Here is a 25776-nt window from a genome sequence, read left to right as displayed (position 1 = left end):
AGGTTCCTCGGTGGGGCACGGTAGGCGCGTGCGCCGGGGTGTCCCGGCGCGCCAAGGCAAGGATCGCCCGTTTTCAAGGGCGTGTGAGTGGGGAAAACGATGAGCACGGATGGAGATCTCACACCGCCCGGCGGCCCCGGCGGCCCGGCGCGCTGGACATCAAGCGCCAAGGTGGGCGTCGGCACCGCTCGCACGGCGGCGAGCCGGCTGTGGTTCACGCTGAGCCACGGCATCCTCAACGAGATCTATTACCCCCGCGTCGACACCGCCTGCACCCGCGATTTCGGCTTCCTCGTCACGGGCCCGGACGGCTATTTCGCCGAGGAGAAGCGCGACGCCGAGCACGAAGTCGGCGTGCTGGAGCATGGCGTGCCGGCCTATCACCTGCTCAACACCGCCAATGACGGGCGCTGGCGCATCCAGAAGCAGATCCTCACCGATCCACGCCGGGAAGTGCTGATCCAGAAGATCACCTTCGAGGCACTGATCGGCGATATCTCCGACTACCGCCTGTTCGCGCTGCTGGCGCCGCATCTCATCAATGCCGGCGCCGACAACACCGGCTGGGTCGGCGACTACAAGGGCACGCCCATGCTGTTCGCCTCCGGCCGGCATGGCCAGTCGCTGGCGCTCGCCTGCTCGGTGCCGTGGAAGGCCCGCTCGGTGGGCTATGTCGGCACCTCCGATGGCTGGCAGCAGCTCGCCCGCTCCGGCGAACTGGAGGAACGCTACCAGCGCGCCGAATCCGGCAATGTGGCGCTCAGCGCCGAGATTGACCTTGCCGCCAGCAATGGCGAGATGCTGGTCGCGCTCGGCTTCGGCGCCCGGCCGGAGGAGGCGGGGTTCCGCACCGTTTCCAGCCTGCAGGAAGGCTTCGAGGAACTGCGCCGCACCTATGTGCAGGGCTGGCGCGCCTGGCAGGGCACGCTGCTGCCGCTCGACCATCCGCAGAACCGCTCCAACATCAATGCCTACCGCGCCAGCACCATCGTGCTGGCCACCCACCAGCCGAGTTCCGTGCCGGGCGCCATCATCGCCAGCCTCTCCATTCCCTGGGGCTTCAACAAGGGCGACGAGGATCTCGGCGGCTATCACCTCGTCTGGCCGCGCGATCTGGTCGAGAACGCCGGCGGCCTGCTGGCGGCGGGGGCCTCCGACGAGGCCAAGTCGGTGCTCGGCTATCTCCGCAGCATTCAGGAAACCGACGGTCACTGGTCGCAGAATGTCTGGCTCGACGGCGTTCCCTATTGGGGCGGCGTGCAGATGGACGAGTGTGCCTTCCCCATCCTGCTTGCCGACATGATCCGCCGCGGCGGCCATTTCGCGCGCGGCGAGCTCGACGGCTACATGGACATGATCGAGCGCGCCGCGCGATTCATCGTCCTCAACGGCCCGGTGACCGGCCAGGACCGCTGGGAGGAGGATGCCGGCTATTCGCCCTTCACCCTGGCGGCGGAAATCTCCGCCCTTCTGGCCGCCGCCGAGATGATGGAGCTGTTCGGCCGCAAGGACGAGGCGCAGTATCTGCGCGAAAAGGCCGACGCCTGGAACGACTCGATCGAGCACTGGACCTTCGCCACCGGCACCGACCTCGCGGATAAGCTCGGGGTCGAGGGCTATTATGTGCGCGTCGCCCCGCCGGAAACCGCCGACGCCGCGTCGCCGATCGACGGCTTCGTTCCGGTGAAAAACCGTCCGCCGGGTGACAGCGACCGGCCGGCGGCGCAGCTTATCTCGCCGGACGCGCTCGCGCTGGTGCGCTTCGGGCTGCGCGCGGCGGACGACCCGCGCATCCTCGCCACCATCAAGGCGATCGATGCCATTCTCAAGGTGGAGCTGCCGCAGGGCCCGGTCTGGTACCGCTACAATGGCGACGGCTATGGCGAGCATGAGGATGGCTCGCCCTTCGACGGCACCGGCGTCGGCCGGGCCTGGCCGCTGCTCACCGGCGAGCGCGCCCATTACGAGATCGCCGCCGGCAATCTGGTGCGCGCCGGCCAGCTTCTGGTCACGCTGGAGGACTGCGCCGGCCCCGGTGGGCTGCTGCCCGAGCAGGTGTGGGACCAGGACGACATTCCCGAGCGCGAGCTGTTCAAGGGCCGCCCCTCGGGCAGCGCGATGCCGCTGGTCTGGGCGCATTCCGAGCATATCAAGCTGATGCGCTCGCTGCGTGACGGCAAGGTGTTCGACACGCCGCCGCAAACCGTGCAGCGCTATCTCGTCGACAAGGTGACCTCGCCGCGCCGGCTCTGGCACTTCAACCAGAAGCTCCGCTCGGTGCCCGCCGGCCTCGCCTTGCGGGTGGAACTGCCGGCGCCGGCGGTGATCCACTGGTCGCTCGACGGCTGGACCACGGCGCAGGACACGCCGACGCGGCCCACCGGCTTCGGCTTTCACATCGCCGACCTGCCGACCACCGTCAAACAGCATGGCCGGCACCTGCGGTTCACCTTCTTCTGGACCGAGTCCGGAACGTGGGAGGGCGAGGATTTTGTCGTCACCGTCGATGGCGATGGCGCGCTGTTCCATGCCAGCGCCGACGAGGACGATCATGAGGTGAGCCGGCGGGTGGCCGAGCCGGCGCAGGCGTCGAAGTGAGAGGATGAACCCTATGACAGATACGACGGCCGCCACCGGCGCGGCGGGCATTCTCGCGGTCGATATTGGCGGCACCGGTCTGAAATGCGCCGTCATCGACGACCATGGCACCATGATCTCCGAGCGCGAGCGGGTGGACACGCCCCATCCCTGCCATCCGGAGGCGCTGCTCGACGCCTATGCCGGCATGGCGGCCAAGCACCCGGCCTTCGACCGCATCGCCATCGGCTTCCCCGGCGTGGTGCGCGAGGGCAAGGTGCTGACCGCGCCCAATCTCGGCACCGAGCTCTGGGCCGGCTTCGCGCTGGCCGACGCGATGGCGGCGCGCCTCAAGGCCCCCGCCCGGCTGATCAACGATGCCGAGATGCAGGGCTATGGCATCGTCTCCGGCAAGGGGCTGGAAATGGTGATGACGCTCGGCACCGGCTGCGGCACGGCGCTGTTCCGCGATGGCGAGCTGATGCCGCATATGGAGCTGGCGCACCATCCCGTGCACGACAACCTGACCTATGACGAATATCTCGGCGTCGCCGCCTATGAGGCGCACGGCAAGAAGCACTGGAACCACCATGTGAAGCGGGTGATCGAGCTGCTCTACGTGCTGCTGCATTACGACCATCTCTATCTCGGCGGCGGCAATGCCAAGCATGTCGAGATCGAGCTGCCGGCCAATGTCAGCCTGGCCTCAAACGATGCCGGACTCACCGGCGGCGCCGCGCTCTGGCGCAAGGGCTGAGCGCCCACCAGTCCGCACACCCTCATCCCCGGGCTTGACCCGGGGATCCAACCTTTCCGCACATGCGCGGCGGATCGCAGAACCCTTGCCTCGGCAGGCCCGGCCGCTGGGTGCCCGGGTCAAGCCCGGGCCTGAGGGGAACGTCTACTCCACCACCTCGGCCGCCTGCAGCACGGCCTGCAGCAGCACATCGGTGCCGGCGCCGGCCCATTGCGGGGTGATCTCCTCCGCCTCATTGTGGCTGAGCCCGTCGACGCAGGGGCAGAAGATCATGGCGGAGGGCATGGTCTTCGCCACCCAGCACGCATCGTGCCCGGCGCCCGACACCATGTCGCGGTGCGAATAGCCCAGCCGCTCCGCCGCCCCGCGCAGTCCCGCCAGCAGATCCTCGTCGAAGGTGGTGGGGTCGAAGGCGCCGACTTCCTCGATCGCGATGCCGATGCCGAGATCGGCCGCCACCTCGCGCGCCGCCTGCTTCACCTGCTCCGCCATGGAGTTGAGCGCCGCCAGATCGGGATGGCGCAGATCGGCGGTGAATACCACCGTGCCGGGCAGGATGTTGCGCGAGTTCGGCGCGAAGACCAGCTGCCCCACCGCGCCGACTGCCCTCTCGCCATGGGCGCGGGTGATCGCCTCGATGCGGTCGATGATGCGGGCGGCGCCGAGGCTGGCGTTCAGCCGCCGGTCCATCGGCGTGGTGCCGGTGTGGGCCGCGCGCCCGGTCAGCGTCACCTCTACCCAGCGCAGCCCCTGGCCATGGGTGACGATGCCGATGTCGACCCCTTCCTCCTCCAGGATCGGCCCCTGCTCGATATGCAGCTCGAAATAGGCGTGGCCCTTGCGCTGGCCCACCGGCTCCTCGCCCTTGAAGCCGATGCGCTCCAGCTCGTCGCCGAAGCGCAGGCCCGCCGCGTCGGTGCGGCCATAGGCCCAATCGAGCGTGTGCACGCCGGCATAGACGCCGGAGGCGATCATGGCGGGGGGAAAGCGCGAGCCTTCCTCATTGGTCCAGTTCACCACCTCCACCGGCCGGCGGGTGCGGATGCCGAGATCGTTCAGGGTGCGCACCACTTCCAGCGCCGCCAGCACGCCGAGCACGCCATCATATTTGCCCCCCGTCGGCTGGGTGTCGAGATGCGAGCCGATGAGGATCGGCAGCGCGTCGGCCTCGGTCCCCTCGCGGCGGGCGAACATCGAGCCCATGGCGTCGACGCCGACGGTGAGGCCGGCGTCCTCGCACCAGCGCTGGAACAGCAGGCGCCCCTCGCGGTCGGCATCGGTCAGCGCCTGCCGGTTATTGCCGCCGGCAATGCCGGGACCGATCTGCGCCATCGCCATCAGGCTGCCCCATAGCCGCCCGCCATCGACGCGCATATTGCCGGTCTGCTGGTTCATCCGCTCGCTCTCCGTCAGGTCCCTTTGGGCGGCGCATGTTAGGGGCGCGGCGTCGCTCCACCAAGCAGCGGTGGCTAGAATTTTTGCGTGCCCGTTTTCGCGACGGTTGTGCCGCCAACCTCAGTTTTTCCGATCCAGACCATGCCAAATTAATGGTTTGCCAATGCGCCCCGGCCGGTCATCCTGCCGCCCCGTTCTCCCCCTGCCGGCCCGCTTATGACCGCTTCCCGCCCGATCGAGATCCTGGAACGGCTGATCGCCTTTCCCACCATCAGCCGCGAGTCCAATCTCACGCTCATCGATTATATCAGCGCGCTGCTGGCGCCGCTCGGCGCCCGGCTGACGCTGGTGCACAACGCGGCCGGCACCAAGGCCAATCTCCACGCCGTGCTCGGCCCAACGGGTGCCGGCGGGGTGCTGCTGTCCGGCCATACCGATGTGGTCCCCGTCGAGGGGCAGGCGTGGAGCACCGACCCGTTCCGCCTCACCGAGCGCGGCGACCATCTGCTCGGGCGCGGCAGCTGCGACATGAAGGGCTTTCTCGCCTGCGTGCTGGCGGCGGCGGAGGCGGCAGCGACACGCCGGCTCACCCGGCCGCTGCACCTGGCCTTCAGCTATGACGAGGAGATCGGCTGCGTCGGCGTGCGCGGGCTGATCGAACGCCTCATCGGCGCGGACGACCTGCCGGCGCTGTGCATCATCGGCGAGCCGACGATGCTGGAGACCGTGGTCGCGCATAAGGGCAAGCTCGCCGCCCGCCTCACCTGCCGGGGGCAGGAATGCCATTCCAGCCATGCGCCGGAAGGGCTGAACGCCATCCACCTCGCCGCCGACATGGTGGGCGAGATGCGGGCGCTGCAGGACGAACTTGCGGCCGGCCCGCAGGACGCGGCTTACGCCGTGCCCTTCACCACCGTGCATGCCGGCACCATCCAGGGCGGCACCGCGCTCAACATCGTGCCGAATGCCTGCACGGTGGATTTCGAGATCCGCAATTTGCCGACTGACGATCCCGCTTTTCTGATGGACCGGCTGTTCGACAGGGCGGCGGCGCTGACGCGGGCGGCGCAGGCCCGCTTTGCCGGCACCGGCGTTTCCATCGACATCGTCAACGCCTATCCCGGGCTGGAGACGCCGCCGGAGGCCGAGGTGGTGGCGCTGCTGCGCCGGCTCAACGGCCCCGGCCCGCTGCGCAAGATCGCCTTCGGCACCGAGGGCGGGCTGTTCCGGGAAAAGCTCGGCATTCCCACCGTGGTGTGCGGGCCCGGCGACATACGCGACGCCCACAAGCCGGACGAATATGTCAGCCGCGACCAGCTCGCCCGCTGCGAGGTGATGCTGGCGCGGCTGGTGGACGAGATCAGCGCCTGAGCGACGCGCCTGACGCCTACCGCACCCGCGTCAGCCGGGTGCGGGCGACGATCAGCGCCAGCACGGCCGAGGCGACGCAGGCCAGCGCCGCGAGGTCGATCGCATGGGAGAAGGCGCCATGGGCCGCCTGCAGCAGCGGCGTGGCCAGCGCCTCGGGCAGTTTGGCGGCGGCGGTGACGGCGCCGTCCAGCGTGCGCTGCGCCGGCTCCAGCAGCGTGGCCGGGATGCCGGCGGGCAGGGCGGCGCCTTCCATGCTCAGCCGGTAGCTTCCCGCCACCAGGCTGCCAAGCGAGGCGATGCCGATGGCGCCGCCGAACTCGAAGCTGGTCTCGGAAATGCCGGAGGCGGCGCCGGCGCGCTCGGGCGGCGCGAGGCGCATCACCAGATCGGTGGTGATGGTGCCGGCCGGCGACAGGCCGAGGCACATCAGCACGATGGCGCCCATCAGCACCGGCAGCGAGGCTTCCGCCCGTAGCTGTGTCAGCAGCAGGAATCCGAATATCGCTGCGACGAGCCCGACCGACAGCACGTCCACCGCCCGCCAGCGGCGCACCAGGCGCGGCGTCGCCATTGAGCCGATGGCGAAGCACACGCCGGAAGGCGCGGTCCACAGCCCCGCCTCCAGCGGGCTCATGCCGAGCACCAGCTGGAGATATTGCGAGATGAACACGAAGATGCCCATCACCCCCATCATCGCCAGCACGTTGATCGCGAGCGCCGCGCCGATGCCGGGATGGGCGAACAAAGCAAGGTCGATCATCGGGTCGGCGAGGCGCTTCTGCCGGGCGACAAAGAAGCCGATCACGACAAGCCCCAGCGCCAGCGCCGCGCCGGCCTCCAGGTCGGGTCCATGCTCGGCGATGCGCTTCATGCCATAGACCAGCGCCAGCACGGCGGTGACGGACTGCAGCGCGCTCACAATGTCGAGCCGGCCGGCTTTCTCGTCGCGGAACTCCGGCAGCAGCAACGGCCCGGCAATGAGCAGGAGGAGCATGACAGGCACGGCGGCAAGGAACACCGCGCCCCACCAGAAATAGGTGAGGATCACCCCGCCGACCAGCGGGCCGAGCGCCGCGCCTGACGAGAAGCAGGCGATCCACACGCCAATCGCGAAGGTGCGCTCGCGATCGTCGAGAAAGATGTTGCGGATCAGCGAGAGCGTCGAGGGCGCCAGCGTCGCCCCGGCAAGGCCGAGCAAGGCGCGGGCGAGAATGAGCTGTTCGGCGCTGCGCGCCATCGCCGCCAGCACCGAGGCGACCGCAAAGGCCGCCGCGCCGATCAGCAGCAGCTTGCGCCGGCCGATGCGGTCGCCCAGCGTGCCCATCAGCATCAGCGCGCCGGCGACCATGAAGCCGTAAATGTCGATGATCCACAAAAGCTGCGCCGCCGAGGGCGCGAGGTCGAGCGCCAGATGCGGCACGGCGAGATTGAGCACCGTCAGGTCCATCGCATAGACGAGGCACGGCACCGCGATGACGGCGAGCGCCAGCCAGTCGCGCGGGCTGGCCCGGTGTGTGGCGGGGGATGTGGCGGCGTACATGTCGTGTTTCCTGCCCGGCGACGACGGCGGCCTGTTGCCACCGGCGGCGCGGCCGGCCTGATTAGCCGATTGCGGGCCGGTCGGCCAGTTCGCCTGTTGGCGGCGGGCGGGACATCACATCATCAGCGCGCGCAGCCCCTGAAGGATGAGCACCAGCCCGCCGATCACCACCACGCCGTCGAGAACGCGGATATGGGCGCCCTCGGACAGGGTGCCGACCAGCCGCCGGGCCAAGAACACGCCCGGCGTCGCCGCCAGCCCAATCAGCACCGCCATCACCCAGGAGGCGAGGGGGAGCGCGCCGGCCGCCTGGAACACCCCCACTTTCACCACGCCGAGCACCAGCGAGATGCCGGCATCGGTGGCGATAACAGCCGCGCCGTTCAGCCCCGCCGCCAGCAGGATGGAGAGCAGCACCACGCCGGTGCCGGCGGTGCCGCCCATCAGCAGCCCGAAGCCGGCGCCGGCCGCCATCAGCCCCGGCCCGTCGAGATGACCTTTGAGCCGGGCCAGCCCGTGGCGGACGGGGATGGCCAGCATCAGCACCGCCCCGATCACTATCGACACACCAGCCCCCGACAGGCTTGTATAGCCATAGGCCCCCAGCGCCGAGGTCGGCAGCGCCACGGCAACAATGAGCATGGCCCGGCGCGGATCGAAAGCGCGGCGGAAGGCATAGAGCCGGCTGGCATTGGACAGCATGGCGGAGACGGCGATGACAGGCACCACCGCCTGCGCGCCGATGATCGGCAACAGGATGGGCGGCATCAGCAGGCCGGGCCCATAGCCGGTGACCCCGCCGGCGACACCGGCGAGGAAGGCGACGCCGGCCACCAGCACGTAGTGCCACAGGCTCACATCACCGAACATGGCGGCTCCCGTCTTCTGGGTAGGAGGAGGCCTTCCCGCTAGGGCAAAAACGCGCCGCCATTGACGTGGACGGTCTGGCCGGTGAGGAAGCGGGCGGCCGGGCCGGCGAGATAGGCGACCATCGCCGCGACTTCCTCCGCCGTGCCCTCCCGCCCCAGCAGGGTCTGGTTGCGGGCATGGTGGGCCGGGTTCTTCTCGGCCGAGGCGTGGCTGCGGTCGGTGCCGATGCGGCCGGGCGAGACGAGATTCACCGTGATGCCGCGCGGCGCCAGCTCCACCGCCAGCGCCTTGGTCAGCCCGTCCAGCCCCGCCTTGGCGGCGACCACATGGGCGCGGTTCGGGGCGCCGGTATAGGCGGTGAGGCCGCCAATATTGATGATGGCGCCGGCCGGCGATTCCGCCAGATGCGGGATCGCGGCGCGGCAGAGCAGGAAGGCGCCGTCGAGGCAGATGCCGGTGATCTCCCGCCATTCCGCCAGACTCATCGCCTCCACCGGCTTCTCGCGGCGGATGGCGGCGTTGTTGACGAGCACATCGAGCCGGCCGAAGCGCTCCAGCGCATGGGCGACGATGAGATCGGCGGAGGCTTCGCGGGAGACATCGGCCAGCACCGACGTCGCCGGCGTGCCCAGCGCTTCCAACTCATGCACCACCTGTTCTGCGGCGTCGCGGTCCGAGCGGGCGACGATGACCACCGCCATGCCCGCCGCCCCCAGCGCATGGGCAATGGCGCGGCCGATATTGCGCGAGCCGCCGGTGACGATGGCCACGGGGCGTGAGGGGCTGTCCGTATGGGGTGTGTTCATGCGCTCTCTCCCAGCGCTACCTTCCCGCCGGCGGCGATCGCGTCGATCGCCGCAAAGAGCGCTTCCGCCGTTGCCGCGTCGCCGCCGCCAAAGGCCACATTGGCGTTGAACTTGGCCACCAGCTCGGCATCGGAAAGCGGCTCGCGCGCGCCTCCGCGCATATGCGGCTGGCGGATTTCGATCACCGAGCCGTCGGTCAGCGTCGCCCGCAGATGGCCGGTGAAGTTGCTTGGATACTCATCCGCTGGGTCGATCTCATAGGAAATCTTCGCCGCGAAGGCCCGCACATCCGGACGCCGTGTCTGCGCGTCGGTGAACTGCACCAGCCCGGCCGCCCCGTCGAGAAAGCCGACCGCCATGCAGAAGGGGGTGGAGAATTTGCCGGCATAGCCGTTCGGCACCGCCTGCTTGGCGGCGAGCGGCTCCCACAGCCGGTGCACTGTGCCCTCGCCCGCCTTGCAGGTGAGGCTGACGATCTCCTCGGCGCGCACGCCCTGCCGGGCCAGCGCGATGGCGCAGTCGATGAAGGGCTGGGTCATGGTTCCGCAGGCATAGGGCTTGAAGGCGATGGTCGGCATGATCCAGTCCTCGCCCAGCCCGTCCAGCAGCGGGGCGAAATTCGCCGTCTTCGAGGGGGCGAAGGCGCGGAAGAAGCCGTGGTCGCCCTCGAAAACGCTGGCCGGCCCGACAAAGCCGCCCTCCGCCAGCAGCGCCGCGCGCAGCCCCGCCTGCGCCGCTGCGCCGGGGTGCAGCCGCTTGGTCCAGGAGCCGTCGGCGAGATATTCGATGATGCCGGAAGCGAGGCTGCCGGCGATCCCCAGCGCGTTGGCGAGCCGGGCGCGGTCGAGCCCGATGGTGGTGCCTGCGGCGGCGGCCGCCGCCATGGAGCCGATCACCGCCGTCGGGTGGAAGCCGGCCTTGTGGATCGCCTGCGGCGCGACGAGGCTGAGCCGGCTCATCAATTCCGCGCCGATGGCGATGGCGCGCATGACAGCCGCGCCGTCGAGCCCGCGATGCTGGGCGAGGGCGAGCGCGGCCGGCACCACCACCACGCCGGCATGCACCGGCCCGCCCTCGAAGGTGTCGTCATAATCCTCGCCATGCGCCGCCGTGCCGTTGACCAGCGCGGCGTCGTAGAGGTTCAGCCCGTGGGCATGGCCAATGGCGGTGCAGGGCCCCGTGCCGGCGGCGCTGGCGAGCGCGGCGCTGGTATAGGGCTCGTGCCGGGCGGCGAAGGCGAGGCCGCAAATGTCGAGCAGCAGGCGCCGGCTCACCGCCTCGGCGGCCGGCGGGGGCGCGGCGCTGGCGGCAAAGCTGGCCAGCCGGCCGGCGACGGTTTCCTCTGAGATCGCGCGGTGCTGGTTCACAAATGGGTTTCCTGCATCTGGGTCCGGCGCGCGTCGCGGTATTCGCGGGCCAGCGAGAAGACGATGAAGAACAAGGCGGCGCCGAGCAGGCCGACGGCGATCGGGTCCTCGACGAAGATGTGGAAGTCGCCGCCCGAGAGCACCAGCGAGCGGCGATAGCTCGATTCCACCATGTGGCCGAGCACGACGCCGAGGATCATCGGCAGCACCGGGAAGCGGGCCAGCCGCATCAGATAGCCCATCAGCCCAAGCGCCAGAGCGAGGCCGAGATCGAACGGGCTGTTGTTGAGGGTGAACAGGCCCGACAGGATCAGCGCGAGAATGAACCCGGCGCGGTAGGGGCGCGGCCGGTTCACCAGCCACACGCAGGCCGGCAGGATCAGCACGCCGACGCCGATCTGGGCGATGATGGCGATGAGCGAGCCGACATAGAGGCTGTCGATCACCTGCGGGTTCTGCTCGAACAGGCGCGGGCCCGGCAGCAGCCCGTGCATCAGCAGGCCGCCCAGCAGCACGGCGGTGGAGTTGGAACTCGGAATGCCGAAGCTCAGCAGCGGGATCAGCGCGGTGGAGGCCACGGTGTTGTTGGCGGCCTCGGGCGCGGCGATGCCCTCTTCCGAGCCCTTGCCGAATTTTTCCGGCGTCTTCGACCAGCGCCGCGCCTCATTATAGGACATGAAGGCGGCGACCGAGCCGCCCCCGCCCGGCGTCAGCCCCTCGAACAGGCCGAGGAAGCAGCCGATCGCCTGCGAGCGCCGCAGCTTGCGCATCATCGCCCAGCCCGGCAGGCGGATGCGGATCGAGCCGCCGAGCTGGGTAACGGTGGTGGAGCCGGACTGGCTCATCAGCTCGGTCAGCGCGAACAGGCCGACCATCACCACCACAGGCTCGACGCCGCTGAGCAGGTCCGCGACGTCGAAGGTGAAGCGGGTGACGCCGGAGATTGGGTCGGTGCCGACGGTGGCGATCATCAGCCCGACCACCGCCGAGGCGAGGCCCTTGAGCAGCGAATCCCCGCCCATCGAGGCGATGACGCTGAGGCCGAGTATGCCGAGGGCGAAATAGGAGGTCGGCCGGAACGCCAGCGCCAGCCAGGACAGCGGCTCGGTCAGCAGCGCCAGCATGGCGAGGCCGAACAGGCTGCCCACCACGCCCGACATCAGCGAGATGCCGAGCGCCTCGCCGGCCCGCCCCTGGCGGTTCAGCTCATAGCCGTCAATGACGGTCGCGGCGGAGGAATTGGTGCCGGGGGTGCGGATCAGAATGGCGGGGATCGAGCCGCCATATTCCGCGCCGATATAGACGCAGGCGAGCAGCGCGATCGCCATCGCCGGGTCCATCGTGTAGGTGAAGGGCAGCACCAGCGCCATGGTGATCGAGGCCGAGATGCCCGGCAGCGCGCCACCGAGAATGCCCCAGGTCAGCCCCATGATGGCGACCGGCACCAGCGGCGTGGCGGTGAGAAGATGCAGGATGTCCCAGAACGTGGTCACGAGAGCCATCCCTGAAAGAGGGAGCCGGCCGGCTGGTGCACGCCGAGCAGCTTGACGAAGATCGCCCAGTAGAGCGTCGCCCCGCCCAGCGCGGCGGTCGGCAACACCCAGCTGCGGGCGGCGCCCTCATAGAGCGCCACGCCGGCGATCAGCAAAGCGACGGCGAGGAAGTAGCCGATGAAGGGCAGCAGCACGACATAGGCGCCGCCGATCAGCAGCAGGCCGATGGCGCGCGGCAGCGGCGCGCCTTCCTCTTCGTCTGCCGCGGCCTGCGGGACGTTGGCGCGGCGGGCGGCGAGGGCGACAAAGGCGGTGCGAGCGATCAGCGCCAGTCCGATGAAGGCGAGCAGCATGGCCAGCAGCCGGGGCAGGCCGGTGGCGCCGATCTCGTCCGACAGCGTGCTCTCGGCGATCGAGCCGGTGGCGATGTAATAGGCGGCGGCGAGGGCGATGAGCACGCCGCCGCTCAGGAAATCCCGTTTCATGGTGCGTTCCTCGGGGGCGGAGGGGGCACGGCGCCGGCCCGCGCGAGGTGCGGGGCGGGCGTTGCGGCAAGGGGTGACGCCGGCGCGGCTTCCCGGTCACGGCGCCGGGGGCTTCGCCGGCGCCGCAGGGGAGGGCGGCGGTCGGTTACTTCACCGCGCCGGTTTCCTTCAGGAACGCCTCTGTCGTGTCGGCGAAATTGGTGATGAAGGCCTGGTACTGCGCGTGCGGGATGTAGTTCGGCACCAGCACTTCTTCGGTGTAGCGCTTCTGATAGTCGGGGTCGGCGAGCACGTTCTTGATCGCCTCGTCCCACACCTTGGTGACATTGTCCGGCAGCCCCTTGGGGCCGGCGAGGCCGCGGAACTTCACCAGCGTCACGTCGAAGCCGCTTTCCTTGACGGTGGGAACCTCGGGCTTCTCGGGGATGCGCTCGGGATTGAAGGTGGCGAGCAGGCGGATCTTGCCGGCGGCAAGCTGCGAGCGCAGTTCCTGGATTTCGCCGATGCCGATGTCGAGCGTGCCGTTCATCACGTTGAGCATCATGTCGCCGCCGCCCTCATGGGTGACGATGGCGGCGTTGACGCCGGCGGCGCGCTTGAGCTGTTCGGCGGCCTGCCGCTCCAGCGAGGCCGGGTTGGCGGCGCCCCAGCGGCCGCGCTCCTTCTTGGCCTTGTCGATCACGTCCTGCAGCGTGTTGAACGGGCCGTCGGTGCGGGTGTAGATCACCTCGCTGTCGGCGAACAGATTCACCAGCGGCTCCAGGTCCTTGTAGGTGGCGGAGGGCTTGGAGAGCAGCGAGGTATAGATGTAGGTCGGGGTGGTGGCGTAGAACACGCTGCCATCGGCCGGCGCGGCGGCCACGCGCGCCACCGCCTTGGCACCGCTGCCGCCCTGCACATTCTCGACGATGAAGGTCGCGCCGATATATTTGCCGAGATATTTGGTCAGCTCGCGCAGGAACACGTCGCTGCCGCCACCGGGGCTGGAATGGGTGACGAGGGTGACGACCTTGTGCGGGTAGGCGAGCGGTTCGGCGTTGAGGCTCAGCGTGCCGAGTCCCAGGGCGAGTACGGCCAGAAGGCCGGTCAGGGTCTTTCGCATGGACTTCCTCCTAGGGTGCGGGGCCGCCTCTGCCGGGCGGTCTCCCGATGAGTGTGTGACGGTCTGGCGGCACGCGGCGTCCCCTTGGCGCGGGAGCGGCGCGTCGCCGGCTCTCAGGCGCGGCGTTCCTCGGCCCGGGCGAGCGACACGGAGCGGGCCAGAAGCCGCTCCTTGCCGCGCTCGACATGGTCGAAGCTGGTCTGGTAGGCGGCTATGGGGTCGCGTTGCTCGATCGCCGCGACGATGCGGGCATGCTCCTCGTTCGAAAGCTCCAGCGTGTTGCCGGTCATCAAATTGCCGGCACGGTAGAGCCGCAGCTGCTTCACCAGCCCGCGATATTGCGCGGTGAGCACGCCATTGCCGGCCTGCTCGACGATGAAGTCGTGAAAGGCGAAGTTGAGCGGGTAGTAGCGGTCGAAATCATGCGCCTGCGCCGCTTGCGTCATCTCGTCGAGCAGGGTGCGCAGCCGGGCGAGCTCGCCGGCATCCGAGCGGCTGGCGAGAAGCTGCGCGGCATAGCCGAACAAAGCCGCGCGCACGCCATACATCTCGACCACCTGCGCGATATCCAGGCTGCGGATGAACACGCCGCGATTGGGCAGCAGCTCGACAAGGCCCAGCGCCTCCAGCGAGCGCAGCGCCTCGCGCACCGGGCCCCGGCTGACGCCGAAGGTGGCGGCGAGCTGGTTCTCGTTGATCCGGCCGCCAATGCTGAGCCGGCCATCGAGAATCATGCTCTCGATCTCGCGCTCCAGCAGCATGGGCAGCGAGGTGAGGCGGAGGAAGCTGACATCATGGGCGGCGGAGGAGGAGGACATAGCGAGAGACTACGCCGCGAGTGTAAAGTGTCAACAATTTAATGTCGTCATAGTGCATTCGACAGGACGCTGCCCGGCGGCCGGGCCGGCAAAGAAAAACCCCGGCTCGGGGGAGCCGGGGTTGAGGCGGGCCTTCGAGGCATGAAGGCCTGGGGAACGCGAAGCAAAGCGAGGGCGGCGCTTCAGCCGCAGGAGGGCGGCGCGTGGTGGTCGAGCGCGTCGAGATCGAGGAAATGGCCGGCCCGGTCGCGCTTGGCGGCGAGGTAGCGGATATTGTCGGCCCCGCGCCGGCCATGGGCGCGCTCGACGCCGGAGACCTGCAGCCCCGCGCGGGTGAGCGCGGCGATCTTTTCCGGGTTGTTGGTCATCAGGATCACCCTGGTGTAGCCGAGCTGGCGCAGCATGGCGGCGGCGAAGTCGAAGCGGCGGCCGTCCAGATCGAAGCCGAGCGTCTCGTCCGCCTCATAGGTGTCGAGCCCGTCGCTCTGCAGGCGATAGGCGCGCATCTTGTTGGCGATGCCGTTGCCCCGCCCTTCCTGGTCGAGATAGAGCAGCACCCCGCCGCCGGCCTTCGCCATCGAGGCGAGGGTGGAGCGCAGCTGGTCGCCGCAGTCGCAGCGCAGCGAGCCGAACAGGTCGCCGGTCAGGCAGGCCGAATGCAGCCGCACCAGCACCGGCCGCGCCGGATCGGGCGTGCCGACGATGACGGCCACCTGTTCGCGCATGCCCTCGCCGCCGCGAAACACCACGAACTCGCAATTGCGCGCGGTGAGCAGCGGCACCGGGGCGCGCGAGACGATTTCCACCCGCGTCGCGCGGTCCTCGCCAAAGCCGGTGATCGCCTCGGCCCGCACGGTCAGCGCCGGCAGGGTCAGCCCCGCCGGGGCGAGCGGGCCCATCAGCACGGCGGGCAGCATCAAGGCGAGGGTGGCGAGCTGCAGCGCCGCCGCGGCCGCCAGGTCGGGTTCGACCAGCGCCTCGCGCAGCTCCATTCCCGCCTGCACGCTCACATCCTGCGCGATCAGCGCCTGCACCCGTTCGCTGCCGAGGCTCGAGGCCGGGATCGCCATGGGCTGCGCCCATTCCGGCCGGCCGAGGGCGCGCAGGCGCGCCGGCGTCAGCACCAGCTGCAGCGCGCCGCCGGCCAGTGCATCCAGCGCCGCCAGCCGCCCGGCATCGGCGAATTCGGCGCTGGCCACCAGGAAAAGGCGGCCCGCCTGCGCGAGAATGACCGGCCGCCCGGCGCGCATCTCGGCGATAGCGCGCTCCGCCTCGGTGAGGGAGGCATCGCCGAAGAGGCTCGCAATCGTGCCTTCGCCCGCCGCGCTAGTGATCATTTGAAGCCTCTTCCGCTGCACCATTTCCGCATCTCGCACGTAGTGGTTACGGATGTAGGGCGCGCACGGACCAATGCCGCCAGTGCCCTCGCGCCGAACGAGAGTGACCATGTCCAAGCTGCGGAGGGCTTCCTTGAATCGTCGCGAAACACCGATCGATCCGCTGGCCGCGCTTTATGAACCGATCCTTCGGCCGCGCACGGCGCCCTTCATCGTCGCCCAGATCGGCCAGTCGCTGGATGGGCGGATCGCGACACCGACCGGAAAATCTCGCGATATCAATGGCCTGTGCGGCCTCGACCATTTGCACCGGCTGCGCGCGCTGGCCGATGTCGTGGTGGTCGGTGTCGGCACGGTGGTGGCGGACGACCCCCGGCTTACCACCCGCCGCGTTCCCGGCCGCAGCCCGGCGCGCGCCGTGATCGACCGCACCGGCCGCTCGCCGCGCGACGCCAAATGGCTGGAGGCCGATGGCTGTCACAGGATTGTGTTCACCCGCGATGGCGCTGGATGGCCCGACGAAGTCGATTGTATCGGCCCCGAGGGCGAGGCCGATATCTTCGAGCCGTCTAGGCTCATCGCCGCGCTGGTCGCGCGCGGCCACCGCACCATCCTCATCGAGGGCGGGGCGTCGACGGTCTCGCGCTTCATCGATGCCGGGCTGGTCGACCGGCTGCATGTCTGCGTGGCGCCGATCATTCTCGGTTCCGGCCGCCCCGGCCTCGCGCTCAAGCCGATCGACGGGCTGGAAGGCGCGCTGCGTCCGCGCGTCGATACCTATCTGCTCGACGACGGAAATATTCTCTGCGACTGTGACCTGCGCCGGACCGGCGGGGGAGGGACGCATGTCGGCTTCTGATCGGAACGTGCCGCCCGCGCCCGCCCGTTACGGCCACACCGCCCGCGCCCTGCACTGGCTGGTGGCGCTCGTCGTGCTCGGCCTCATTCCGCTCGGGCTCTATATGGTGTCGCGCGGCGAGGCGACCGGCTTCGACGCGCTGACCGGCGCGCTCTACAGCCTGCACAAATTCGTCGGCTTCCTCGCGCTGTGGCTGATCGTGCTGCGGATGCTGGTGCGGCTGCGCGGCGCCCCGCCGCCAGCGGCGACGCTCACCCGGTTCGAGCGCGTGGCCTCCGTCACCGTGCATGCCGCGCTCTATGCGCTGCTGCTGGTCGTGCCGCTGCTCGGCTGGGCCGGGGTCTCGGCCTATCCCGCGCTCAACGTGTTCGGCCTGTTCGATCTTCCGGCGCTGCTATCGCCGGACGAGGCACTGGCCAAGCGCCTTCTCGGCCTGCACGGGCTGCTGGCGCAGATTCTCGGCGTGCTGGCGCTCGTGCACATCGCCGCCGCGCTCTACCACCGCTTCCTCAAGCGCGACGGGGTGATGGCGCGGATGTGGCCGCCCTTCTGAGGCGCCGCGATCCACGCGGCTCAGGCATGGCCGAAAATGTCGCGATGGCCAATTCTCACCCGCTCCGCCGCCGCCCGCACCCGCGCCCAGCTGGCGAATTCCGCCTGCCGCGCCGGCTCGATCTGCCCGGCCGCCTGCGCGAAGCCGTCGGTCAGCGCGCCGATGAGGGCGGCATGGGCCGGGCCCAGCACCCACGGGCTGGTGCCGGCGCCGTATTTATAGCCGTGCTGGCGCAGTAACTGCGCCAGGGCCTCGCTTGAGGCCGGGCCCAGCGCCGGCCCGAATCCCTTGTCGCCGCGCTGGTGGCGGTTGAAGGCGGCGATCACCCGCCCGTCCAGCGGCTCGGCGGGCTGCCACTCGGCCTCGCCATCATAGTTCAGCACCGCATAGAGCGGCAGTTTTCGCGTCGCCAACCGGGCGACGAGGCGCTCCAGCCAGTCCTCGGAGACGAGGTCGAACAGCGCGGCGGCGGTCACGAGTTCCGCCCCGACATCGCTGAAATCGAGGTCGCGCACGGTGAGGTCGGCCTGCTCGAAGCTCACCTCGATCACCCGCCCGTCCCGGTGCAGCTCAAGACCATCGCCGCGTGGCCGCGCCGTCTCGGCCCAGGCGGCGAGGTCGATGTGGGCGCGCTCCAGCAGCGCCGGGTCGCCATCGATCAGGTGCCAATGCTGGCGGGGCGGCAGGTCGCCGGCGAGGCCGCGCAGATTCGAGCCGGTGCCGCAGCCGAGATCGACGATGGTGAGCGTGTCGCGGCCGGCGAAATGCGCCCGCATCCGCGCCGCCTGCACGGGGTTGCGGGAAGCGTGGTCCACCGGCTCGCGCAGGGCGAGCCAGTCGGCGGCAAAACCGCTCATCGGGGCATCTCCTTCAGGGCGGCGAGAAGCGTCGCCGCAGTCTGCGTCCATGTTGGCAGGGATTGACCATAGTGCCACGCCGCGTCCGCCAGACGACAGCGTTGTTCCGGTGCGTCAAGCAGCCGTCGCAGCGCGGCGGCGAGGCTCAAAGCGTCGCCCGGCTCCGCCAGCAGCGCGGCCTCAGCCGGCACGGTGTCGGGAATCGCCCCGGCGCGGGTGGCGACAACAGGCAGGCCGTGCGCCAGCGCCTCGGTCAGCCCCATGCCATAGCCCTCGAACAGCGAGGCGGTGACGAAGAGGTCGGCGGCGGCGAATTCGCCGGCCAGGCGTTCGGGCGACAGCGCGCCGGAGAGGCGGATGCGCGCGTCCAGCCCATGGGCGGCGATGCGCGCCTCGACCCGCGCGGTCTCGCCGGGGTCGCGATCGGTGGCGCCGACGATGTGGCAGGTCCAGTCCTGGGCGCGCAGTTCGGCCAGCGCGTCGACCAGCACGCCATGCGCCTTGCGCGGGATCACCGACCCCACGGCGAGCAGCCGCAGCGGCCGGCCGGTGCCGGTGGCGCGCGGGCAGGGGTCGGTGCCGGGCAAAGCGACGCTCAGCCGCGCGGCGGGCACGCCATAGTCCTGCGCCAGCAGCCGGGCGGTGGCGGGGCTGGTAGCGATCACCGCCGCCACTTCCGCCAGCGCCGCCGTCTCGCTGGCGAAAAGCTGCGCCCGCTGGGCCTCATTCAGCCCGCTCTCCAGCGCCAGCGGGTGATGCACCAGCGCCGCCAGCGGCCGCTCCAGCCCGCGCAGCAGCGGCGCCGGCAGCGCGCCGAGCGCGAGCCCGTCGATCAGCACCGTCTGGCCGGGCGGCCGCGCGTGCAAGATCGCCGCGCTCGCCTCCAGCTCCGCCGGGGAGGGGAAGGGGAAGCCGGCGGGCAGCGCGACATGTCTGAGCCTGCCACCGGCGCGCGGCGCCTCCTCGATCACCCGGCGGTCATAGGCATAGCCGCCGGTGGGGAGGCCGATGTCGCCGGGAATGGCGAAGGCGAAGTCGGTCACGCAGCCATCCTCAGCCGAGGCCGGATTCGAAGCTGGCGCGGGCGAGATCGGTCTCGTGCAGGGTGACGCGGATTTTCGACAGGCCATGCCCGTCCGCGCCCAGCGCCCCCGCCTTGGCGGCTGCCGCCATCGCGTCGAAAATATGCTTGGCGAGAAATTCGGTGGTGGTGAGCGTGCCCGCGAATTCCGGCAGCGTGTCGAGATTCTGGTAGGCGAGCGGCGCCAGCGTCTGCTTCAGCACGTCGAGCGCGGCGCCAATGTCGACCACGACGTTCTGGGCGGTCAGCGCTTCGCGGAAGAACGCGACATCGACCACGAACGTGGCGCCGTGCAGCCCCTGCGCCGGGCCAAAGAACGGGTCGGGCAGCGAGTGGGCGATCATGATGCGGTCGCGGACTTCGACAGAATACATGGCATTCCTCATCGGTAATCGAGCAGGATCGCCAGCGCGTCCTCGCCCCCGGTCAGAAGTGGCGGCAGCCGTTCCGGCGCCGTATCAAAAGCGACGACATGCGTGACCAATGGGTCGAGCCGCGCATCGTCGAGCAGAGCCAGCGCCTTGGCGAGCCGGCGCGCATGCGGCCAGCGTGGCCGACGCGACGGAGATACGGAACCCACCTGCGAGCCGATCAGTTGCAGCCGCCGGCTGTGAAAACTCTGACCGAGGGGAATCGTCGGAGCATGGTCGCCATACCAGCTCACCTCGACCACCTTGGCCTCGAACGCCGCCGCCGCCAGCGCGGTCGCCAGCCCGGCGGCGCTGGCGCTGGTGTGGAACACGAGGTCGGCATCATCGCGGATTTCGCCCGGCTGCGCGAATCCGGCGCCGAACGCGCGCGCCAGCGCGGCCCGCGCCGGGTTCACATCCACCAGCGTCACCTCGGCACCGGGAAGCCGGGCGGCGAGGGCGGTCAGCAGGAGGCCGATCACCCCGCCGCCGACAATGGTGATGCGGTCCCCCGGCCCGGCGCCGGAATCCCACAGCGCGTTGAGCGCGGTTTCCATGTTCGCCGCCAGCGTGGCGCGCTCCGGCGGCAGAGCCTCGGGCACCGCCATCGCCGACGCGACGGGGAGGAAATAGCGGTCCTGATGCGGATAAAGCGCGAAGATGGTGCGTCCCAGCCATTCCGGCGGGCCTTGTTCCACCACCCCGACGCTCTGGTAGCCATACTGGACGGGAAAGGGAAAATCGCCGTTCTGGAAAGGCGCGCGCATGCGCTGGTGCTCGCTCGCCGGCACCGCGCCCTCCAGCACGAGGCGCTCCGTGCCCCGGCTCACCGCCGAGACGAGGGCGCGCACGGTGAGCATGGCCGCGCCACGGGGGCCCAGCGGCGCGCGACGCAGCTCATAGCGCCCCGGCGTCACACACCAGAGCTGCGTGGCGGTATCAGACCTGTCGTCCATTACTGATGGCACTCCCCTGCCGCATTCGCGTGCATAACAGCATCACGGTGCGGTTAGATCCCCAAAACCGCGTGAACCGTCCGCGCCGGGCTGCGTACAAACCCGGTGATGTGCCGTAGGGGCAGTTCGCGTGTGTCGAACAGAGGGCCGCATGAGTCTGGATGAGAAGGTCGCCGAAGGGCGTTTCATTCCCGCCGAGCGTTCGGAAGGCCGGACGCCGACCGGCGTGCAGTCGCTGCGGCAGCTGTTCCGCAGGCGGGCGCTGGTGTTCACGCTGATCGGCGCCACCTATGCCGGGCTCGTCGCCCTGTTCGCCCATCTGCTCGGCCATGGCGGCTTCACCGTGCTGGACGGTTTCCTGCTGCTGGCCTTCTGCCTTTCCACGCCCTGGACCATTCTCGGCTTCTGGAACGCGTTGATCGGCCTGTGGCTGGTGCACGGCCCGGGCGATGCGCGGCGTTCGGTCTATCCCTATGCCGGGCGGGCCAGTGAGGACGCGCCGATCACCTCGCGCGTCGCCATGGTGATGACGCTGCGCAACGAGGACCCCGCCCGCGCCTTCGCCCGGCTGCGCGCCATGGAAGGCGAGATCGCCGCCAGCGGCGCCGGCGCAAACTTCGCCTGGTTCGTGCTCTCCGACACCACCCAGCCGGCCATCGCCGCCGAGGAAGAGGCGCTGTTCGCCGCCTGGCAGGCCGAGCGCGGCGCCGGGGCGGGGCTGCACTATCGCCGCCGCAGCGAGAACAGCGGCTTCAAGGCCGGCAATATCCGCGATTTCCTCGACCGCTGGGGCGATGAGCACGAGCTGATGCTGGTGCTGGATGCCGACAGTTTCCTCGGCGCCTCCGCCACGCTGCGCCTCATCCGCATCATGCAGGCCAATCCGCGCCTCGGCATCTTGCAGAGCCTGGTGGTCGGCCTGCCCTCGCCCTCGCCCTTCGCCCGCATCTTCCAGTTCGGCATGCGCCACGGCATGCGCTCCTACACGATGGGCGCGTCCTGGTGGGCGGGCGATTGCGGGCCCTATTGGGGGCACAATGCGGTCATCCGCATCGCCCCGTTCAGGGCGCATTGCCACCTGCCCGTCCTGCCGGGCACCGGGCCGCTTTCCGGCCACATCCTCTCGCACGACCAGATCGAGGCGGTGCTGATGCGTCGCGCCGGCTATGAGGTGCGGGTGCTGCCGGAGGAGATGGACAGTTTCGAGGAGAACCCGCCCCACCTCACCGAATTCACCCGCCGCGATTTGCGCTGGTGCCAGGGCAATATGCAGTATTGGCGGCTGATCGCGCTGCCGGGGCTCCGGCCGATGAGCCGGTTCCAGATCGCCTGGGCGATGCTGATGTATGTCGGCGCGGTGGCCTGGATGGCCTTCATCGCCCTCGCCGCGCTGAAAGTGTTCGATATCGAGCGGGCGGACGAGCCGTTCCCCGCCACGCTGGGCCTCACCCTGTTCGCCACCATGTTCGCGATGAGCCTCGCCCCCAAGGTCGCCGGCCTCCTGGACATCGTGCTGCGGGCCGGCGAACGGGCCCGCTATGGCGGCACGGGAAGGCTGGTCGGCGGGGCGCTGTCGGAATTCGTCTTCTCGGTGCTGCTGGGGCCGGTGGTGGCCTTCCGCATCGCGCTGTTCATGGTCGGCCTTCTGTTCGGGCGCACCGTCACCTGGGAGGCGCAGTCGCGCGATGCCGAGCGCCTGTCCTGGCGCACCGCCATGGCCGGGCTGTGGCCGCAATTCCTGTTCGGCGGGCTGCTCGCCGGGCTGCTCACCGCCTTCGCGCCGGGAACGCTGCCCTGGGCGCTGCCGGTGCTGGTCGCCCTGCTGGGCGCCGTGCCCTTCGCGGTGCTGACCGCCGAGCCGGCGCTCGGGCGCTGGCTGAGCCGGCGCGGCCTGTGCGCCACCCCGGAGGAGGTTTCGCCCACGGTGAGCCTCGTGGCGCTGGAAGCCGCGCAGCGGGCGGCCTGACGGCGCGCGCCCTCTAGCCATCCGGCAACGGGGCGCCGATAACGAGAAAATGGAGATCCCCGCCCCGCCCCCCGCGCCCGTCGATGCCTCCATCGAAGCCCCCATCGGCCCGCATCCCCGGCCGCGCACGGCCCGCCGCGCGCGTTTCCGGGAGCGCCCGGTGCGGTGGACGCTGGGCTTCCTGTTCCGGCTGCTGTGCGCGCCGCTGATCCTGCTCGACGAGCTGGTGCGCCCGCTCTACCGCCCGCTTATCGCCCGCCTCGCGGCGCTGAAGATTATGCACGCCTTCGAGCGCTGGATCGCCGCCCGCTCGGTCTGGACCATTCTGGTGCTGCTGGCGGTTCCCTATGCCACCATCGAGCCGCTGAAATTCGTCGCGCTGCTGTGGATCGCCGGCGGCTGGCCCAAGGCGGGCACGGCGCTGTTCCTCATCGCCTATCTCCTCAGCTTCGTGATCATCGAGCGGATCTATTCCGCCGGCCGGGCCAAGCTGATGACCCTGCCCTGGATGGCCTGGGTGATCCTCACCCTCGCCACGCTGCGCGACCGGGTGGTGGCGGCGCTGCGGCTCGATCGCCTCAAAGCCAGCCTGCGCCGCGCGGCGCGCGATCTCCGGCGCCGGCTGGCCTTGTTGTTTCGCTGAGGTGCGGGGGACGCGCGCGCCCTTATACTTGCCGGCGAATCGAGGGGCCGGGGGCGAGGAATGAGCGAAAACGCGCCGCGCGAGGTGAGCATCGCCTGCCGGGATGGCGTGGACCTCGGCGGCCATGTCTGGCCCGCCTCAGTGCCCGGGCAGGTCCATGGCGCGGTGGTCATCACCCCCGCCACCGGCGTCGCCGCGCGCTATTATCATCGCTATGCCCGCTTCCTCGCCGGCCACGGCTTCGATGTGCTGACCTTCGACTATCGCGGCATCGGCCTGTCGCGGCCGGCCCGGCTGCGCGGCTCACCCATTCGTTGGCGCGACTGGGGCGAGCGGGATGTCGACGCGGCGCTGCGCTTCATGGCGGCGCGCTCAGCCGCCCCGCTCATGCTAGTCGGCCATTCCATCGGCGGTTTCCTGCCCGGCCTTGCCGAAAGCGGCGCCACCGTCACCCGCATGCTGACCATGGGTGCGCAATATGCCTGGTGGGGTGACTATGCCCCGCGTGAGCGCGCCGGCCTGTTGCTGAAATGGCATGTCGCCATGCCGGCTCTCACCGCGCTGTTCGGCTATTTCCCCGGCAAGCGGCTGGGCTGGCTGGAAGACCTGCCCGCCGGCGTCGCCCATGAATGGAGCTTTCGCGGCCCCCGCTTCGAGACCAGCCATCCCCGCGCCGAGCGCGAGGCGGCGCGGGCACGCATGGCCATGGTGCGCGCCGACATCCTCGCCGTGGCGATGAGCGACGATCCGCTCGGCACGGTGCCTGCGCTTAGCCGCACGCTGGCCTATTACACCGGTGCCCGGCGCACGCTGGTGCACCTTTCCCCCGCCGATTACGGCCGGCAGGCGATCGGCCATTTCAGCCTGTTCCACGACAGCCACGCGGAAGGCTTCTGGCGCGACACGCTGGTGTTCCTGCGCGAGGGGAGGAACCCCTGGCCCGGCCATGTGGTGGAGTTGGCGGCGGGCGGCTAGAGCGTTTTCGAGCGAAGTGGATACCGGTTCGCGTGAAGAAAACGCGACAAAACAAAACCCGCCTCAGCCCTCCGCGCCGATCAGCGCGGTGATCTCCTTGACCCGTTGCGCCACCGTTTCCGGCGCGCCCTTGGCCTCCACGTTCAGCCGCAGCAGCGGCTCGGTGTTGGAACGGCGCAGATTGAGCCGCCAGTCGCCGAAATCCAGTGACAGGCCGTCGGTCTCGTCGCGCGCGGGGTTCAGCCCGGCAAAGGCCGCCTCCACCCGCGCCACCGCGGCGGCGGGGTCGGTGAGGCGGAAATTGATCTCGCCGGAGGAGGGGAAGGCCGCCATCCGCGCCGACACCAGCTCGCTCAGCGACTTGCCGCTGCGCCCCATCAGCTCCGCCACCAAGAGCCACGGGATCATGCCGGAATCGCAGCACATGAAGTCGCGGAAATAATGGTGCGCCGACATCTCGCCGCCATAGACCGCGCCGGTGTCGCGCAGCGCCTGCTTGAGGAAGGCATGGCCGGTGCGCGCCTGCACCGCCCGCCCGCCGGCGCGGGCGACCTGGTCCTGCGTGTTCCAGATCACGCGCGGGTCATGGACGATGGTGGCGCCCTTTTCCTTGGCGAGGAACACCTGCGCCAGCAGGCCGACGATATATTCGCCGGCAATGAATCGCCCGGTTTCGTCGAACAGGAAGCAGCGGTCGAAATCGCCGTCCCAGGCGATGCCCATGTCGGCGCCCGCCGCGAGCACCGCCTGTGACGTTACCGGCTGGTTCTCGGGCAGCAGCGGGTTGGGAATGCCGTTGGGAAAGCGCCCGTCCGGCGCATGGTGCAGCCGCACGAAGGTGAGCGGCGCCCCGCGCGCCTCCAGCTCGCCGGCCAGCGCGTCGAAGGTTGGCCCCGCCGCGCCATTGCCGGCATTGACCAGCAGGGTCAGCGGGCGCAGCGCGCCGGTGTCGACGAAGGAGAGCACACGCTGGACATAGGCGGCGCGGGCGCCATCCGCCGGCTTCACCCGCCCGCCGGGCACGTCAGGCAGGTCGGGCCCTTCCGCCAGCGCCTGGATCGCCGCCAGCCCGGTCGCGGTGTCGAGCGGGGCGGAGCCGGCGCGCACCAGCTTCATGCCGTTATAGTCCATCGGGTTATGCGAGGCCGTCACCTCGATGCCGCCATCGGCGGCAAAGTCGGTCACGGCGGCATACATTTCCTCGGTGCCGCACAGGCCGAGGTCGAGCACCTCGACCCCGCCGGCCACGAGCCCCTCGATACAGGCCGCCGCCAGCGAGGCGGAGGAGGCGCGGCAGTCGCGCCCGATCACCACCCTTTTCGCCCCCAGCCCTTCGACGAAGGCCCGGCCGATGCGGCGGGCGATCGCCTCGTTCAGCTCCTCGCCGAGCCGTCCGCGAATGTCATAGGCCTTGAAGCAGGTGAGCATGGCCGGGCCTTTCCGTGCGCCGGCGCGGGGGGAGCCCGGCGCGCCGGCATGGGCGATACGGATTCCACGAGGCGAGATCAAGCTGATTGATCCACCTTGCCTTTCGCCCCCGCCCCGCCCACACTTCCCG

General features: G+C 69.9%; 23 protein-coding genes. 8 read left to right on the top strand and 15 right to left on the bottom strand.

The features are described from left to right. The first annotated feature begins 99 nt into the window (after positions 1-99). Together A3M1_RS0107560 and A3M1_RS0107555 are read left to right on the top strand one after the other, a co-directional pair. Positions 100-2598 carry a glucan 1,4-alpha-glucosidase gene (locus A3M1_RS0107560; protein WP_018388353.1) on the top strand — a complete coding sequence of 833 codons (2499 nt, stop codon included), beginning with the start codon at positions 100-102 and terminating at the stop codon, positions 2596-2598. Positions 2599-2611: 13 nt separating this feature from the next. Continuing rightward, positions 2612-3334 (top strand): ROK family protein, encoded by a 723-nt coding sequence (locus tag A3M1_RS0107555; protein ID WP_018388352.1) that lies wholly within the window; start codon positions 2612-2614, stop codon positions 3332-3334. Positions 3335-3478: 144 nt separating this feature from the next. Here A3M1_RS0107555 and A3M1_RS0107550 read toward each other — a convergent pair whose 3' ends face one another. Continuing rightward, positions 3479-4729, bottom strand: a complete 1251-nt coding sequence (locus tag A3M1_RS0107550; RefSeq protein ID WP_018388351.1) for a Zn-dependent hydrolase — start codon at positions 4727-4729, stop codon at positions 3479-3481. Positions 4730-4945: 216 nt separating this feature from the next. On the opposite strand from A3M1_RS0107550, the gene argE reads away from it, so the two are divergent. Beyond that, positions 4946-6100 carry an acetylornithine deacetylase gene (gene argE / locus A3M1_RS0107545; protein WP_018388350.1) on the top strand — a complete coding sequence of 385 codons (1155 nt, stop codon included), beginning with the start codon at positions 4946-4948 and terminating at the stop codon, positions 6098-6100. A gap of 16 nt (positions 6101-6116) precedes the next feature. On the opposite strand, the gene A3M1_RS0107540 is transcribed toward argE, so the two are convergent. The 9 genes from A3M1_RS0107540 to ribA form a co-directional block, all read right to left on the bottom strand. Continuing rightward, positions 6117-7640 (bottom strand): MFS transporter, encoded by a 1524-nt coding sequence (locus A3M1_RS0107540; RefSeq protein ID WP_018388349.1) that lies wholly within the window; start codon positions 7638-7640, stop codon positions 6117-6119. A 114-nt stretch (positions 7641-7754) separates the two neighbouring features. Further along, entirely contained in the window at positions 7755-8510 is a 756-nt protein-coding gene (locus A3M1_RS0107535; protein WP_018388348.1) for a sulfite exporter TauE/SafE family protein, read from the bottom strand. Between the two features lie 38 nt (positions 8511-8548). Next, complete coding sequence (locus A3M1_RS0107530; RefSeq protein ID WP_018388347.1) at positions 8549-9316, bottom strand: SDR family NAD(P)-dependent oxidoreductase; 768 nt, start codon at positions 9314-9316, stop codon at positions 8549-8551. Beyond that, on the bottom strand, positions 9313-10683 hold the full coding sequence (locus A3M1_RS0107525) for an MmgE/PrpD family protein (protein WP_018388346.1): 1371 nt from the start codon (positions 10681-10683) through the stop codon (positions 9313-9315). The genes A3M1_RS0107530 and A3M1_RS0107525 overlap by 4 nt, the downstream gene beginning before the upstream one ends. After that, entirely contained in the window at positions 10680-12185 is a 1506-nt protein-coding gene (locus tag A3M1_RS0107520) for a tripartite tricarboxylate transporter permease (protein WP_245261604.1), read from the bottom strand. Before A3M1_RS0107520 ends, A3M1_RS0107525 begins: the two co-directional genes overlap by 4 nt. Continuing rightward, entirely contained in the window at positions 12173-12661 is a 489-nt protein-coding gene (locus A3M1_RS0107515) for a tripartite tricarboxylate transporter TctB family protein (protein ID WP_018388344.1), read from the bottom strand. The genes A3M1_RS0107520 and A3M1_RS0107515 overlap by 13 nt, the downstream gene beginning before the upstream one ends. A gap of 145 nt (positions 12662-12806) precedes the next feature. Further along, complete coding sequence (locus tag A3M1_RS0107510; protein WP_018388343.1) at positions 12807-13763, bottom strand: tripartite tricarboxylate transporter substrate binding protein; 957 nt, start codon at positions 13761-13763, stop codon at positions 12807-12809. Positions 13764-13876: 113 nt separating this feature from the next. After that, positions 13877-14581: an FCD domain-containing protein gene (locus A3M1_RS0107505; RefSeq protein ID WP_018388342.1), complete on the bottom strand. Its 705-nt coding sequence runs from the start codon at positions 14579-14581 to the stop codon at positions 13877-13879. Between the two features lie 182 nt (positions 14582-14763). After that, complete coding sequence (gene ribA / locus A3M1_RS0107500; RefSeq protein ID WP_018388341.1) at positions 14764-15918, bottom strand: GTP cyclohydrolase II RibA; 1155 nt, start codon at positions 15916-15918, stop codon at positions 14764-14766. 109 nt (positions 15919-16027) lie between these two features. Here ribA and A3M1_RS0107495 point away from each other — a divergent pair, with 109 nt between their 5' ends. Then, entirely contained in the window at positions 16028-16777 is a 750-nt protein-coding gene (locus A3M1_RS0107495) for a dihydrofolate reductase family protein (RefSeq protein ID WP_018388340.1), read from the top strand. After that, the gene (locus A3M1_RS0107490; protein WP_018388339.1) at positions 16764-17330 is read left to right on the top strand and encodes a cytochrome b; all 567 of its coding nucleotides are present in this window, start codon (positions 16764-16766) and stop codon (positions 17328-17330) included. Before A3M1_RS0107495 ends, A3M1_RS0107490 begins: the two co-directional genes overlap by 14 nt. Positions 17331-17350: 20 nt before the next feature. Here the strand turns inward: A3M1_RS0107490 and A3M1_RS0107485 are convergent, their stop codons facing one another. From A3M1_RS0107485 to A3M1_RS0107470, 4 genes are read right to left on the bottom strand one after another with little or no spacing between them, the layout of a single operon-like run. Beyond that, positions 17351-18187, bottom strand: coding sequence for a class I SAM-dependent methyltransferase (locus A3M1_RS0107485; RefSeq protein WP_018388338.1), 837 nt, complete (start codon positions 18185-18187; stop codon positions 17351-17353). After that, entirely contained in the window at positions 18184-19230 is a 1047-nt protein-coding gene (locus tag A3M1_RS0107480; RefSeq protein ID WP_018388337.1) for a glycosyltransferase family 4 protein, read from the bottom strand. Before A3M1_RS0107480 ends, A3M1_RS0107485 begins: the two co-directional genes overlap by 4 nt. Positions 19231-19240: 10 nt before the next feature. Continuing rightward, positions 19241-19642 carry a 6-carboxytetrahydropterin synthase gene (locus A3M1_RS0107475; protein ID WP_018388336.1) on the bottom strand — a complete coding sequence of 134 codons (402 nt, stop codon included), beginning with the start codon at positions 19640-19642 and terminating at the stop codon, positions 19241-19243. An 8-nt stretch (positions 19643-19650) separates the two neighbouring features. Further along, positions 19651-20634, bottom strand: coding sequence for a zinc-binding alcohol dehydrogenase (locus A3M1_RS0107470; RefSeq protein ID WP_018388335.1), 984 nt, complete (start codon positions 20632-20634; stop codon positions 19651-19653). Positions 20635-20785: 151 nt separating this feature from the next. Here A3M1_RS0107470 and mdoH point away from each other — a divergent pair, with 151 nt between their 5' ends. From mdoH to A3M1_RS0107455, 3 genes are read left to right on the top strand one after another with little or no spacing between them, the layout of a single operon-like run. Further along, a complete protein-coding gene (gene mdoH / locus A3M1_RS0107465) occupies positions 20786-22600 on the top strand; it encodes a glucans biosynthesis glucosyltransferase MdoH (RefSeq protein WP_018388334.1) in 1815 nt (604 codons plus the stop codon). A gap of 49 nt (positions 22601-22649) precedes the next feature. Continuing rightward, the gene (locus A3M1_RS0107460) at positions 22650-23243 is read left to right on the top strand and encodes a hypothetical protein (protein ID WP_018388333.1); all 594 of its coding nucleotides are present in this window, start codon (positions 22650-22652) and stop codon (positions 23241-23243) included. A gap of 60 nt (positions 23244-23303) precedes the next feature. Further along, complete coding sequence (locus A3M1_RS0107455; RefSeq protein WP_018388332.1) at positions 23304-24218, top strand: alpha/beta fold hydrolase; 915 nt, start codon at positions 23304-23306, stop codon at positions 24216-24218. A gap of 63 nt (positions 24219-24281) precedes the next feature. On the opposite strand, the gene A3M1_RS0107450 is transcribed toward A3M1_RS0107455, so the two are convergent. Then, positions 24282-25646, bottom strand: coding sequence for a phosphomannomutase/phosphoglucomutase (locus A3M1_RS0107450; RefSeq protein ID WP_018388331.1), 1365 nt, complete (start codon positions 25644-25646; stop codon positions 24282-24284). Positions 25647-25776: the final 130 nt, after the last annotated feature.

Source organism: Ancylobacter sp. FA202 (assembly GCF_000380205.1).
Lineage (GTDB): Bacteria > Pseudomonadota > Alphaproteobacteria > Rhizobiales > Xanthobacteraceae > Ancylobacter.
Note: the sequence above shows the minus strand (reverse complement) of the source record. Positions and strands in the feature narration are given on the sequence as shown.